General features: G+C 52.1%; 11 protein-coding genes and 1 pseudogene. 9 read left to right on the top strand and 3 right to left on the bottom strand.

Annotation, left to right across the window (positions count from 1 at the left end; all coding sequences use genetic code 11):
• Positions 1–114: 114 nt before the first annotated feature.
• From MMC1_RS02960 to asnB, 4 genes are read left to right on the top strand one after another with little or no spacing between them, the layout of a single operon-like run.
• Positions 115–921 (top strand): ABC transporter permease, encoded by an 807-nt coding sequence (locus tag MMC1_RS02960; RefSeq protein WP_011712264.1) that lies wholly within the window; start codon positions 115–117, stop codon positions 919–921.
• Entirely contained in the window at positions 921–2,120 is a 1,200-nt protein-coding gene (locus tag MMC1_RS19545; RefSeq protein WP_011712263.1) for an ABC transporter ATP-binding protein, read from the top strand. Before MMC1_RS02960 ends, MMC1_RS19545 begins: the two co-directional genes overlap by 1 nt.
• Entirely contained in the window at positions 2,117–3,139 is a 1,023-nt protein-coding gene (locus tag MMC1_RS02950; RefSeq protein WP_011712262.1) for a YncE family protein, read from the top strand. The genes MMC1_RS19545 and MMC1_RS02950 overlap by 4 nt, the downstream gene beginning before the upstream one ends.
• Positions 3,139–4,968 (top strand): asparagine synthase (glutamine-hydrolyzing), encoded by a 1,830-nt coding sequence (asnB, locus tag MMC1_RS02945; protein ID WP_011712261.1) that lies wholly within the window; start codon positions 3,139–3,141, stop codon positions 4,966–4,968. Before MMC1_RS02950 ends, asnB begins: the two co-directional genes overlap by 1 nt.
• A gap of 97 nt (positions 4,969–5,065) precedes the next feature.
• On the opposite strand, the gene MMC1_RS22485 is transcribed toward asnB, so the two are convergent.
• Positions 5,066–5,290 (bottom strand): DUF4276 family protein, encoded by a 225-nt coding sequence (locus MMC1_RS22485; protein ID WP_081436174.1) that lies wholly within the window; start codon positions 5,288–5,290, stop codon positions 5,066–5,068.
• Positions 5,291–6,455: 1,165 nt separating this feature from the next.
• On the opposite strand from MMC1_RS22485, the gene MMC1_RS02940 reads away from it, so the two are divergent.
• The 3 genes and pseudogenes from MMC1_RS02940 to MMC1_RS02935 all read left to right on the top strand — a co-directional run.
• Complete coding sequence (locus MMC1_RS02940; RefSeq protein WP_011712260.1) at positions 6,456–6,893, top strand: serum amyloid A protein; 438 nt, start codon at positions 6,456–6,458, stop codon at positions 6,891–6,893.
• Positions 6,894–6,943: 50 nt separating this feature from the next.
• The gene (locus MMC1_RS21545) at positions 6,944–7,312 is read left to right on the top strand and encodes a hypothetical protein (RefSeq protein ID WP_143711340.1); all 369 of its coding nucleotides are present in this window, start codon (positions 6,944–6,946) and stop codon (positions 7,310–7,312) included.
• A gap of 390 nt (positions 7,313–7,702) precedes the next feature.
• Positions 7,703–7,981 (top strand): annotated as a pseudogene (locus MMC1_RS02935) (IS256 family transposase); the annotation flags it as partial.
• Positions 7,982–8,105: 124 nt separating this feature from the next.
• Here MMC1_RS02935 and MMC1_RS02930 read toward each other — a convergent pair.
• On the bottom strand, positions 8,106–8,297 hold the full coding sequence (locus MMC1_RS02930) for a hypothetical protein (protein WP_143711338.1): 192 nt from the start codon (positions 8,295–8,297) through the stop codon (positions 8,106–8,108).
• Between the two features lie 1,058 nt (positions 8,298–9,355).
• On the opposite strand from MMC1_RS02930, the gene MMC1_RS02925 reads away from it, so the two are divergent.
• Both MMC1_RS02925 and MMC1_RS02920 read left to right on the top strand, forming a co-directional pair.
• Positions 9,356–10,378: an AAA family ATPase gene (locus tag MMC1_RS02925; protein ID WP_011712259.1), complete on the top strand. Its 1,023-nt coding sequence runs from the start codon at positions 9,356–9,358 to the stop codon at positions 10,376–10,378.
• Positions 10,375–10,917 carry a hypothetical protein gene (locus tag MMC1_RS02920; RefSeq protein WP_011712258.1) on the top strand — a complete coding sequence of 181 codons (543 nt, stop codon included), beginning with the start codon at positions 10,375–10,377 and terminating at the stop codon, positions 10,915–10,917. The genes MMC1_RS02925 and MMC1_RS02920 overlap by 4 nt, the downstream gene beginning before the upstream one ends.
• Before the next feature lie 660 nt (positions 10,918–11,577).
• Here MMC1_RS02920 and MMC1_RS02915 read toward each other — a convergent pair.
• Positions 11,578–12,168, bottom strand: a complete 591-nt coding sequence (locus MMC1_RS02915; RefSeq protein WP_041640702.1) for a DNA-J related domain-containing protein — start codon at positions 12,166–12,168, stop codon at positions 11,578–11,580.
• Positions 12,169–12,181: the final 13 nt, after the last annotated feature.

Genomic DNA, 12,181 nt, shown 5'->3' with positions numbered 1-12,181 from the left:
GCCAACCCACCGCGCCGCCCAGGGCGGCGGGGCAGAGGGAACATAGACTTTTGCGCGAAAAAGCGGGAAAATCGCTTACCATCTGTGCCAAAAAATTAGGGAGACCCCACACCCATGACATGGTTTCGCGGGCGCTACATACACCTTAACCGACAAACCCATGAGCAACTGGTCAGTCTGGTACGCGCCTTGGTGGTGCGGGAGTTCAAGGGACAATACCGGCGCTCCCTATTGGGGCCGGCTTGGGCCTTTTTGCAGCCCATGGCCTATATGGTGGTCTTTATCTTTTTACGCGGGGTGCTCAACATTCCCAGTGATGAGGGGGTGCCCTACGCCCTCTTTACCTTTGTTGCCTTGGTCCCCTGGACCTTTATGTCCAATGCGGTGATTCGCTGCGCCCCCAGCGTCTACGCCAACGCTCCCATTTTAAAAAAATCGGCGGTGCCACGGGAGATCTTTCCCCTTGCCTCCATGCTCACCTCGTTTATTGATTTTCTCATCGCGGCATTGATTTTATCGCTTATGCTGATCTGGTATCAGCACCCGGTGGGCTGGACCCTGCTCTGGATCCCCCTGCTGGCCCTACTCACCGGCTTGCTGGCCCTAGGGCTGGGTTTGGGATTGGCGGCCATTGGCACCTTTAAACGGGATGTTATCTTTGCCATCCCGTTTGGCATGCAGTTCTGGTTGCTGGCAACCCCCATTATGTACCCGGCCAATCAGGTACCGGAACGCTGGCGCAGCCTGTTTGATCTTAACCCCATGGTGGGCATTACCGAGAGCTTTCGCAGCGTGCTGCTGCATAACCAGAGCCCCGATCTCACCCTGTTGGGTGGCAGCGCCCTGACCATCGCCGTGATCTGGCTGATCGCGTGGCCGCTGTTTCGTTCGGTCTCTCAATATTTTGCGGATGTGCTGTAATGTCTTCAACCCCGCTTATTGATGTGCAAGGTGTCTGGAAACGTTATGGGCTGCCCCTGCTACCCACCCTTAAACGCGGCATCAACAGAGTGCGCGGGGTGGAGACGCAGGAGAGCGGCGGCCTACCCTGGGCACTACAGGATATCTCCTTCCAAGCCTTTCCCGGTGAGACCCTAGGCATTGTGGGGCGCAATGGTTCGGGCAAATCCACCCTGCTCAAGGTGCTGGCTGGGGTGACCCCACCCACCCAAGGCAGCGTGCATATGCGCGGTAGCCTGTTCCCCATGATCGAGCTCAATGCGGGCATACACATGGAGCTAACGGGCCGGGAAAACATTCAAATGTTGGGGGCGGTATTGGGTTTAACCCATAGCCAAATCCAGCAGCAGATGCCCGCCATCGAAGCCTTTTGTGAACTGGGGGAGTGGCTGGATCGGCCAGTGCGCATGTACTCCAGCGGCATGATGGTGCGCCTAGGCTTTGGTACGGGGGTGCATGTCAACGCCGACGTCCTGCTGATGGATGAGGTGATGGCGGTTGGCGATGTTAATTTTTTTAATAAGTGTTTAGGCTATTTGGAAAATCTGCGGGAACGGGGCAAGTGTACTCTGTTTGTTTCGCACAACCTGCACCGCATGCGCCGCATGTGTGATCGGGTTTTGGTGTTGGATAAGGGGGTGCCGCTGTTTGTTGGCCCTACCGAAGAGGGCATGATGGTCTATGAGGAGGTGATCCGCCGCGATGGTGACGCCGCTGGGCGTGGCAATTTGGGGCAGTTTGATCATATTCACGCCAAGCTTACCCACCCCCATTTTTTACCCTCGGGCAGCGATAAGATAGAGATTGAGGTGGGGGAGGATGTCACCTTTCGCTTTGATATGAACTTTGCCCATGCCCTTCACGATACCAGCCTGCATGTGGCCTTGGAGAGTGTGGATGCGGTAGATGTGGTGTTTGACCAGCGCATTTTTGATGAGCTGCCTGCGGGAACACACCAGTTTGGTTTAACCTGGCAGGATATGCGTCTAAAACCGGGCAAATATCGCATCCGTATCGGCATTGGTGTGGGTAAAATGCAGGGCAAGGGGTTCCGCGTCAGCGATGTGGCGCAACTGCATATTAAGGGCAGTTCTGTGGTACGCGGTGTCTACCTGCCAGAGACCCACTTTACCCACCACACTGAGACAGAGACCCCATGAAACTTCTGGTGACACTCAAACCGGAGGGGTATGAAAAACCCACCGCCTCCTACGGGGTGGTGGCGGAGATCGACTGGGAGCGGCGTTGTGTGCTGCGTCAGCTCCGTCTACCCAGCGCCAGCTTTCGCTGTGGGGAGGCCTTTATGGCCCCCCTGATTGGCGGTCTATGCCTCACCGGCCACCGTCTGTTTGTGGCGATGTGGAACCATATTGTGGAGATTGACTATCCCAGTTTTGAGGTGGTCAACGCCTTCTCCACCCCACAGATGGGGGATCTCCACGGTCTAACCACCGACGGCACCACCCTATGGGTAACCGCCACCGCCACCGAAATGGTGTTGGGATTTGATCTAAACACCATGGAGCTGATATGGCAGTGGGGGGCGGATGCCCCCATTCTCGCCAGCTATCCACAGCTCTACCGCCCTCCCCGTTGGCGCCAGAATTGGCGTAAACGCTTGGCCTATCATCTCCAAGGTGGCCCACAGCACCCCCCCTTAGCGGCGGGGGAACACCGGCACCGGCATAAAAGTTGTAGCCCCACCTATCACCACCATTTAAACGATGTCACCTACCACAAGGGCAAACTTTACGTCACCACCAGCGGATGGTATGGCAGTCAAAACCCTGGTGCGGTGATTGAGTTAGACCCCAATAGCCATGCGGCCCACTTTGTTGCCCCACCGGGTAGTTTTGACGGCACCCACGACACCGTTTTTGTGGATGATACCCTGTTTGTGACCGAATCTCGCCGCAACAGCCTTGCTTGGCTTAACAGCGATGGCCGCACAGGACGTCACACCCTGCAACCCAGCCCCTATTTTGTGCGGGGTTTATGTTGGAGCAACCATCTGTTCATCGTGGGCTACACACGCATGCGCGGCACCCAGGATCCCGCATTGTTGGTCGCGTTTAACCGCCACTTTGCCCCCATGGGGCAGATGGCCCTTGACCAGTTTCATCCCCCGGCGCTGGGCAGTGCCATCCACGCCGTCATCCCCGTGCCCGAGACGCTCTAATGTGCGGAATTCTTGCCGAAGTGGGCCAGCAGAGCCCCGCCGCAGCGCGCCAACGCGCCTTGGATCGGCTCCGCCATCGCGGCCCTGATCATGGGGGCCAATGGTCGGCCCAGCAGCCCGTGCCGGTCTGGTTGGGCCATCGCCGTCTGGCCATTGTGGATACCAGCAGCGCGGGCAACCAACCCTTGCACCTTCACGCAGCGGATCTGCATCTGGTGGGCAATGGAGAGATCTACAACGCCCCTGCTCTACAAAAAACGTTGGAGGCATTGGGCCATGTATTTCACTCCCACAGCGATAATGAGGCGATTTTGCACGCCTATCGAGAATGGGGGAGTGACTGTCTTGCCCATTTGGAGGGCATGTTTGCCTTTGTGTTGTGGGATGCCCGTCAGCAAACCCTACTGGCCGCCCGTGACCGCATGGGCATCAAACCGCTTTTCTATGCCGCCACCCCAGCGGGTGGGCTGGTGCTGGCTTCGGAGGCCTCCGCCCTGGTGGGGCTGGATGGGGTGGCGCAGCAGGGTTACGAGCCGCAAGCCCTCAGCCATGTGCTCGCCTACGGACATATTCCCGATCCCTACGCCATTTGGCGGGGGGTCAACAAGCTCTCCCCCGGTCAGTTTTTGCGCTGGACCCCCCAGCAAGGGCTGCGGCTGCACACCTATTGGAGCCCCCCCAGCCAGAGCGACGCGCCGAGCGATGATCAGGCGTGGGGCCAACGTTTTGAGCAGGTATTGCAAGAACATTTGCTTAGTGATGTGCCCTTGAGTCTGTTTTTGAGCGGGGGTTTGGACTCCACCTCGGTGGCGGTGGGGGTTAAGCGGTTGGGGCATCAGCTCAAGGCTTTTTCTTTGGGCTTTCCGGGCCATCCTAGGGATGAGTCCGCACTGGCCCAGGCCACCGCCGAGCGGTTGGGCCACCCGTTCGAGGCGGTTGTCATGGATGGCCGCGATCTACTGCAACAGGTGGATGCCGCTCTATTGCAACAGGATGAACCCCATCTTTTTGGCTCCTACCTAACCATGTTGAATATCTGCTCGGCGGTGGCGAAAGAGTATAAGGTGGTGCTGTCGGGGGATGGTGGTGATGAGCTGTTTGCAGGCTACAACTGGTACCGGGATATACCCACGGCATTACCGACCTTAGCGCCGTGGAAAGCGGCTTTGGCCAAACCGTTACTGCGTCACAGCCCCCTACCTGCGGCACTGCTGGAGCGGGCGCGGCTGGCCTTCGCCTGCTGTTCACCGCTGCACCGGCATGCATGGCGTACCAGTCAACGCTTTTTACCGGCGGAGGTTGAGGCGCTGTTGCGACCGGCGGCGATCCGCTATGATGACGAGGCTTTTTTGGCCCCTTTGCAGCGCTGGTTTACGCCGGAGCTTCCTTTGGTAAGAGCGCTGCAACGCATTGATCTTATGAGTTTTTGTAGCAACCATGTGTGTGCTAAGGTGGACCGTGCCAGCATGGCCCATGCGCTGGAGGTGCGGGTACCTTATCTGGATCGCCGTTTGGTGGAATGGGCCATTAGCCGCCCCGCTGACCCCCGCGAGGCCCAGGGTAGCAAGCCGTTGATTCGGGACTATATTGCCCCCCATGTGCCGGCGCAGGTTCTTGAACAGCGCAAGCAGGGTTTTAGTTTACGCACCACCCCCCCGGCCAATTTGGAGTCCACTTTTGTGGCGTGGATTGAGCAGAGCCCGCTCATTTCGCAATCCATTTTACGCCGCGACTGGCCGCGTTTTTTGCGGGCTGATGACCGTTTACGGGCACAAAAGCTGTGGCACCTCGCCCTACTCGCCCGCTGGATGCACCACCACCCGGCATAATCGGCAGCCTCTGCCGGAGCCTGCGCGCCTGCTGTGCAGCTCGATTGGGTGGGAATCTACCCCACCAGCTTGCCATGGGCTTTTAGGGGAATCTGCTTTATGGGTTAGGGGCTGCATTCAACCCCTCAAGTCGCTTTATCCAGGCATCAAACAGCGGGCAGTGCTGGCGAATGCTTTCCAAACCAATATCTAGGGCGATCAAGGTGCCATGCACCACTTTATCGTAGCTCTTGCAGATTGTCTGAATCCGTTTGGAGGGAGCCGTGGCTGGGCTATCATTAATATGCTCTGGCGAAGCAAATGCGCCACAAATCTTGGCCAGCTTGTTGTTCTGTAAAGCATTTTATGACTTTGGAACCAATATGAGATGAACATGATTCATCATCAAACAGTAAGCCCAGTTCTCCACACCACAAGCTTCACACCAAACACACACATCTTTCAAATAGGCCTCATAATCGGATTCCTCAAAAAATACATCCTGCCTGCGGTTACCCCTCTGCGTAATATGGTGCGCTACACTTGGAATGACCACTCTTGCCAATCTCGCCATTATTTGTAATCACTCCTAATCGCTCATTAAGTGTATGTCCCCAGAACTCCCCAATTGATGGGCATGATGTCATTATTTCCTACCAAGGTTACGGACAAGAATTTGTACTGAATCTTGATAAGGTAAAAACAAACGAGGAAAGAGAGCATATCAAAAAACATATAAGCCTGATGCTTTGATAGTTGTGGATTTCATATGGTTTTTATTCCCTTTCCGTCCCCAGAGGTCTCTTGAAAACAACCCCATAACAAAAAGCCACAGAATCAAAAGCTGTGTACTCCATTGAATTCGTTCATGGTACACAGCCATTGTACTTTTTTACACGGTACACAGCTTTTGGAGAATATGGCGGAGAACAGAGAATAACGGGCCTTCCTGGAGGCCAATGGAGAGGAGTTTCAACGATCGGACATCAACTGTAACCGTTGGATTTATTGGTCTTTTCCACATAGCAAAAAACCCCGCATCCGTTAGGACGCGGGGTTTTTCGTAACCTAATGGTGAAGCATACGCTTCTCAAACCAGAAACTCTCTACAACCTTTAATAATTATTTATTCTGTTTTCAGATATGAACGCCCAACCAAAAAGCATAAAAGAAAAACATCGCTACACATTGAATTTAATAATTATTTCAGTTAACCATCAACTCACCAACCTCTCATGCAGCAAAAAAACAACTATCGCACTGAAAAAATCGCACTTAGGGCTTGAACTTTTTGATGACCATACTTATCTATTAGGAGTTACACAAAGCAGAATGCCAACTTAGGTCAGCACTCTGCTTTGCGAGATTCGTCCACCCGCGCGGCAACGCGGATGACTTCACCAGATTTAGCCTGAGCGTAATCAGGACCACCCAAAAGGGCAAGGAAAAAGTCGTGGCGATCTCTTTTCACTTGTATGACCTCAATCACGAGATAAAAGGAAATCGTAATGGGAAGGAATTGGTATCCTGGAGCACCTTGGCGGCTCCAATCAGCCTATGTGGCTGAAGCAACAGACCGGGTTGGTCAGGCATTTAACCAAGTTGGCCAAGCAGTTAAACACATGGGGCAAGCTGCACTTGGTGCAGCCGACATGGCACACGAATATGGCAAAATGCGACATGACAATGTCCAACTCAGTGATAAATATCATCACTGTATGGCCAATTGCCGCGCAACGTCTCGTGGCCCTGGTGGTCATCAAGCCGCCGAAACCATTAGCCATGTTCGAGAGCTTTACGGTACCCACGTCAAGGGAGATCCACTTTGGGACCGTCGCGCCGATGAGGCTGCAAATCAGCATGGCCGTTCAGGTGCAGGTCAAGGACAATCCTGTAAACAGGTCTGTTCTCCTTATCGTGTAAGAGGTATCAATCCAAAATACTGAGCCCTCACAATAGAGAGGGGCAACGCCCCTCTCTTTTTTTAGAGCATCTCATGAAACGACTTAGACTTTTAGCTCTCCTTGCACTTATCGGCTTATCTATAGCTTTTCCAATACATGTTTTTGTTGGATTTCCCATGTTTATTGCCGTTCAAGCATCATGTCTCTTCACTCTTCCTGGAATCAAAGGGCAGTGGTTTTGTCAACAGGCTGATTCGTGTCAGGATTTTGGTGGCGTTTGGGTGCATAAATATTCTAAATGCTGCTTTGATCCTTACTCAGGGGCAGAAAGGGAGTGTCTGCAACTCGTCGACCAAGATCCTGCCGCATTCCCCGATAATATTGAAATTCAAATTGAAGAAGAAAGGGCTCGCTTCAATATGCCTCGAAAATCACCGGCCCTGGTAACGCCATCCCCGTGAATACATTTATCCAGATGATTTTCACGTTGCTTACCAGCCTTTTCAAATCGCGTGCAGTTTTTCAAACCGAGAACATGGCGCTTCGGAATTCCGGGGACATACACTTTATTGAGTTCCGGGGACATACACTTTATTCATGATCAAAGGAGTTCCGGGGACATCTATGGACCCACCCCCTGGAATTCCGGGGACATACACTTTCACACCAAACACGTACATCTTTCAAATCGGCCTCATAATCGGATTCCTCAAAAAATACATCCTGCCTGCGGTTACCCCTCTGCGTAATATGGTGCGCTACACTTGGAATGACCACTCTTGCCAATCTCGCCATTATTTGTAATCACTCCTAATCGCTCATTAAGTGTATGTCCCCAGAACTCTTGTCCCCGACTCGGATTACCACCAGAACTGCGCAAGGCGCTGGCTACCACCAACGCCATCGAAAATATGATGGGAACTATCCGTCGTGTGACCCGCAACGTCAAGCGGTGGAAAAACAGCAATATGCGCCTCAGATGGACTGCTGCCGGTATGCTGGAGGCCAAAAAAGGGTTCCAGCGTCTACGGGCCTATAGACAGCTACCCCACTTAAAGGCCAAACTTGAGGAGCATACGCAAAAGGTCTTGGCAGAAACTTCGCTTCAAAAGCAATCTGAGGCCGCGTAAGATGGATCAGGCACCCATCCGAATTTCAACAGAGCTCGGGACATCCCCCTTTCCGTTGGCGTTTGAGACTTCATTTATCTTCAACAGTAGAGCAGCGTAAATATTAACTTAACAATCTATTGGGTTAAGTTTTTTTTGCTAACACAACCAGAATTATGCCCCCACAAAAATTAAGCATTCCTTGGGCGTAACTTGCATGGCCGCCTTCACCCCAAATTCCTAAAACAGTCACAGCTATTATCCACACGATAATGACTGCTGCGGGCCCAGTAGCTCGTATGTTTACTGAAATATTTTTTAGCCAATCCGTATTCATAAATCCACACGCTCCTTGGTTCTTGAAAAGTATAAGAGGCAATAAAACTACCATAGGGCCTCCTCAAAAAGCCCGTACTGACGACACCCCTACAGGCTCCCTGTGACTGATTGTGAGAGTTCCGGGGACATCTATGGACCCACCCCCTAATTGCAAGAAGAATTTTTTTATCTGACACAAACAAGGTGCGAATGCAGACATCTATTCGGCCTTTAGGTGGGATGACTATTTGATCCCTGGCCCTGATGGAAACCGCGCGTTTTCTCCTGGTCAGTTTCACGGCCTCGAAGGCCCCTGTCCCCGTGAGGTTTTGAAAACGCCGGGCTCGACCCGTTGCCATCAAAACTTATTCTCTCGCAATCTTCGGTGAGAACTCAGAACAACCCCTTCACTTTCCCTTATCAGAATCTTTTAACAGCGGTTCGAATTCCGGGGACATACACTTTATTCACGATCAATAAAGTGTATGTCCCCGGAACTCCCACAAGCTTCACACCAAACACGCACATCTTTCAAATAGGCCTCATAATCGGATTCCTCAAAAAATACATCCTGCCTGCGGTTACCCCTCTGCGTAATATGGTGCGCTACACTTGGAATGACCACTCTTGCCAATCTCGCCATTATTTGTAATCACTCCTAATCGTTCATTAAGTGTATGTCCCCAGAACTCCACCTCAGAACTCGTCCCCGGAATTCCCATAGATGTCCCCAGAACTCCCCTAGACAGTTGCCTCAGCTCAAGGTCAAGCTTGAGGAGCATACGCAAAAGACCTTGGCCGAAATGTCACTTCCAAAACAATCTGAGGCCGCGTAAGATGAATCAGGCACCCACCCGAATTTCAACAGAGCTCGGGACATCCCCAAAAAAGCCCAGACCTCTCTGGATAAACTTCGCAAACAGCAGGAGGAGTTATCTCAGTTCGACGAGAAACTCCGCCACTACGCCGACCAGCGCGTTGACCTGGATTGGATGATGGCGTGAAGGTTAACTATGGAAAATTTGGAGCTCTGCTGGCCCAGGTTAAAGACGTGACCGGAAAAAAAGGAGACGCCTGATGTTTACCCGACTCACCCTGTCCAACTTCACCGTGTTTGAATCCCTGGATCTTACTTTTTCGCCGGGGATTAACGTCTTTGTGGGTGCCAATGGTACAGGCAAGACCCATCTTATGAAGTTGCTCTATGCCTTGCAGTGTAATTATCAGCAAGATTCTGCGGCCATCTCTACTAAAATTGCTAATGTGTTCTGCCCCAAAGATCGCATGATCGCTCGTCTAATTCATCGTGCAACTCCAGTTCCCATATCGAAAATCGCAGCACGTTGGAATAACTCCACAAAGTTAATTCTGGAAATCCTTCCACACCCACAAAATATGCTCTTAAGTGAGAGAGTAGTCGATGTGGATTTTGGCTCTGCTGTTTTTATTCCCCCCAAAGAAATTCTATCCTGGGCAGCTAAGTTTCGTACCTTGTATGTAAAGTACGAGATGGAGTTTGAGGAGACTTACAACGATATTCTTGTCCATGCCTACGGGCCCCCTTTGAAGGAGCCCCCCCAGGGTGTATATGCAGAGATCATGGAATCTATTCAAGAGATTATCGGCGGCTCTGTGACCGAAGAGGGGGAACATTTTTATATCCAGCGTGACGATGATCCAGACCAATCCTATCCCATGGAGATGCATCTGGTCGCCGAGGGCCACCGTAAATTGGCGCTCATTTGGCAACTCATACGTAATGGTACCCTCATGGAGGCCAAAACCCTGTATTGGGATGAACCCGAGGCCAATCTCAACCCCGTCCTGGTGCAACATGTGGCACGCATCCTTCTCATGCTTGCCGACCAGGGGGTACAGATCTTCATTGCTTCCCACCATTTTGCCCTTCTGAAAGAGCTGGAATTACAGAAAAAAAAGACACCTATTACCTACTTTGCACTGGATGATGCTGGGGAACATGGGGTGACCGCTAATGTATGTTCCAACTATGCTGCCATCACCCCCAACAAAATCGCAGAAGAGTATTTACATATTTATGATCAAGAGTTGGCTCAGACCTTTGGAGAGAGTGAGTCATGACAGTGCCGAACCAAGAGTGGATGGAGGGGGAACTCTATTTTGACTTTTCCCAGGCGTTGTCTGTGATTTCCTTGGATGGTCACGGCCAAGGACACGGCATGAGCCACCTCATGAAGGCGGTCGACTTTGTGGTGGAGTGGGAACAAGAGCTCTGGCTTATTGAGATCAAAGATCCAGAAAAAAGCACAATTCCAAAGCAACATAGAGTTGCTCAATTAGAATCATTCCACCAAAAACTATCCTCGCAATCTTTACTCCACGCAGAGCTCTTCCCCAAGTTGATAGACAGCCTTATCTACCTGGGGCTGAACCAGGGTATCTCCAAAAAGCCTATGCGCTATCTGACCTTAATAGGAATGAGTTCTTTGCAGCCACCATTCCTGACGGTGTTAAAAGATGCACTACTTAATTTACATGGTGGCTGTCTGCTCGGTCGTCCTACGAAGGGTTGGGAAAAGGGGTTTGACGTACACCTATTTAACTTGGAATTGTGGAATGAATGGTTTCCTCATTGTCCAGCCTCTCGCATCGAGAAGTGAGGGGGGAGTTAGGGGGGAGTTCCGGGGACATCTATGGACCCACCCCCTAATTGCAAGAAGAATTTTTTTATCTGACACAAACAAGGTGCGAATGCAGACATCTATTCGGCCTTTAGGTGGGATGACTATTTGATCCCTGGCCCTGATGGAAACCGCGCGTTTTCTCCTGGTCAGTTTCACGGCCTCGAAGGCCCCTGTCCCCGTGAGGTTTTGAAAACGCCGGGCTTGACCCGTTGTGCCATCAAAACTTATTCTCTCGCAATCTTCGGTGAGAACTCAGAACAACCCCTTCACTTTCCCTTATCAGAATCTTTTAACAGCGGTTCGACGGCTATCCATGTGCGGTTTGCTCACGATAGTTTTCTCCCTTTACCAACAGAGCCCACAATATCCGGGCATTTTTGTTGGCTACCGCCACACAGGTGATGTTATAGCCTCGGCGCTCCCTTAATGCGTTGACCCATTGGCTTCGTCGATCTGTTTTGCCAATGGCCCATCTGACTACTGTTGTGGCAACACTAAAACGGACAGTGTTGTATCGAATTGACGATCAAGAAGCATGCGTGATAAGTGGTTCGGGTTCACCTGGACATCTCCTTTGAGCTAGCCTCTGCTGGCCAGCAGGCACACCTCTCTAAAGCCCTTAGCAAACATCGGCCTTTAATGATTGCGCAGGCTTTCGGCGGCTTGGGCGATTTCGCGAAAGCGCTCCACAGCACCGCCCCGGTCAGGGTGGTGCTGCTTGGCAAGCTCGCGGTAGCGGCGCTTAATCCGTGCCGCATCCGCATCACCCGGCAGATCCAACACCGCCAGCGCCTCGCTGCGGGCAGGCAAACCTTCAAAACGTTCAAAACGGGCCCAAAAATCGTTAAGAAGCTGCTCAACCTGAGCACGGGTGGTCTGCTCCAACTGCTGCAAATCCAAATAATAGCCCGCCAAAGCATCATAAGGAATGGGGCTGGCGGGTGGCACAGTTGGGGCTGGCGTGGGGCTTATTTTGATGCACAGGCAGTGAATATGCAACATCCCCTGCCCCTGCTGCCAAAGCCGCTCCCGCAGCCGATACAGATGGTGAAACAGCAGAAAATGGACCCGAAACAACACCTCGGGATCTTGCAAATTTTCCACCGCAAAAGGCTCAATCTGCCGCTCTTTCAAGATTTGATAAAGGGTAAACTCTTTAAGCCCCTCAGGATGCTGCCGCAGCAAGTTTTCCAATAGGGTCAAGATCTCTTCAACCGCCTGTTGCATCACATTTGCCTTA

Origin of the sequence: Magnetococcus marinus MC-1 (assembly GCF_000014865.1) — a bacterium.
Classification (GTDB): Bacteria; Pseudomonadota; Magnetococcia; order Magnetococcales; family Magnetococcaceae; genus Magnetococcus; species Magnetococcus marinus.
The sequence above is the reverse complement of the archived record's forward strand: the minus strand, read 5'-3'. Positions and strand labels throughout refer to the sequence as shown.

What these genes read in the sequence shown, in the direction of transcription:
- MMC1_RS02940 (WP_011712260.1), top strand. Translation starts at nt 6,456, where the DNA reads ATGGGAAGGAATTGGTATCCTGGAGCACCTTGGCGGCTCCAATCAGCC.
- MMC1_RS21545 (WP_143711340.1), top strand. Translation starts at nt 6,944, where the DNA reads ATGAAACGACTTAGACTTTTAGCTCTCCTTGCACTTATCGGCTTATCT.
- MMC1_RS02930 (WP_143711338.1), bottom strand. Translation starts at nt 8,297, where the DNA reads ATGAATACGGATTGGCTAAAAAATATTTCAGTAAACATACGAGCTACT.
- asnB (WP_011712261.1), top strand. Translation starts at nt 3,139, where the DNA reads ATGTGCGGAATTCTTGCCGAAGTGGGCCAGCAGAGCCCCGCCGCAGCG.
- MMC1_RS02950 (WP_011712262.1), top strand. Translation starts at nt 2,117, where the DNA reads ATGAAACTTCTGGTGACACTCAAACCGGAGGGGTATGAAAAACCCACC.
- MMC1_RS02960 (WP_011712264.1), top strand. Translation starts at nt 115, where the DNA reads ATGACATGGTTTCGCGGGCGCTACATACACCTTAACCGACAAACCCAT.
- MMC1_RS02925 (WP_011712259.1), top strand. Translation starts at nt 9,356, where the DNA reads ATGTTTACCCGACTCACCCTGTCCAACTTCACCGTGTTTGAATCCCTG.
- MMC1_RS02915 (WP_041640702.1), bottom strand. Translation starts at nt 12,168, where the DNA reads ATGCAACAGGCGGTTGAAGAGATCTTGACCCTATTGGAAAACTTGCTG.
- MMC1_RS02920 (WP_011712258.1), top strand. Translation starts at nt 10,375, where the DNA reads ATGACAGTGCCGAACCAAGAGTGGATGGAGGGGGAACTCTATTTTGAC.
- MMC1_RS19545 (WP_011712263.1), top strand. Translation starts at nt 921, where the DNA reads ATGTCTTCAACCCCGCTTATTGATGTGCAAGGTGTCTGGAAACGTTAT.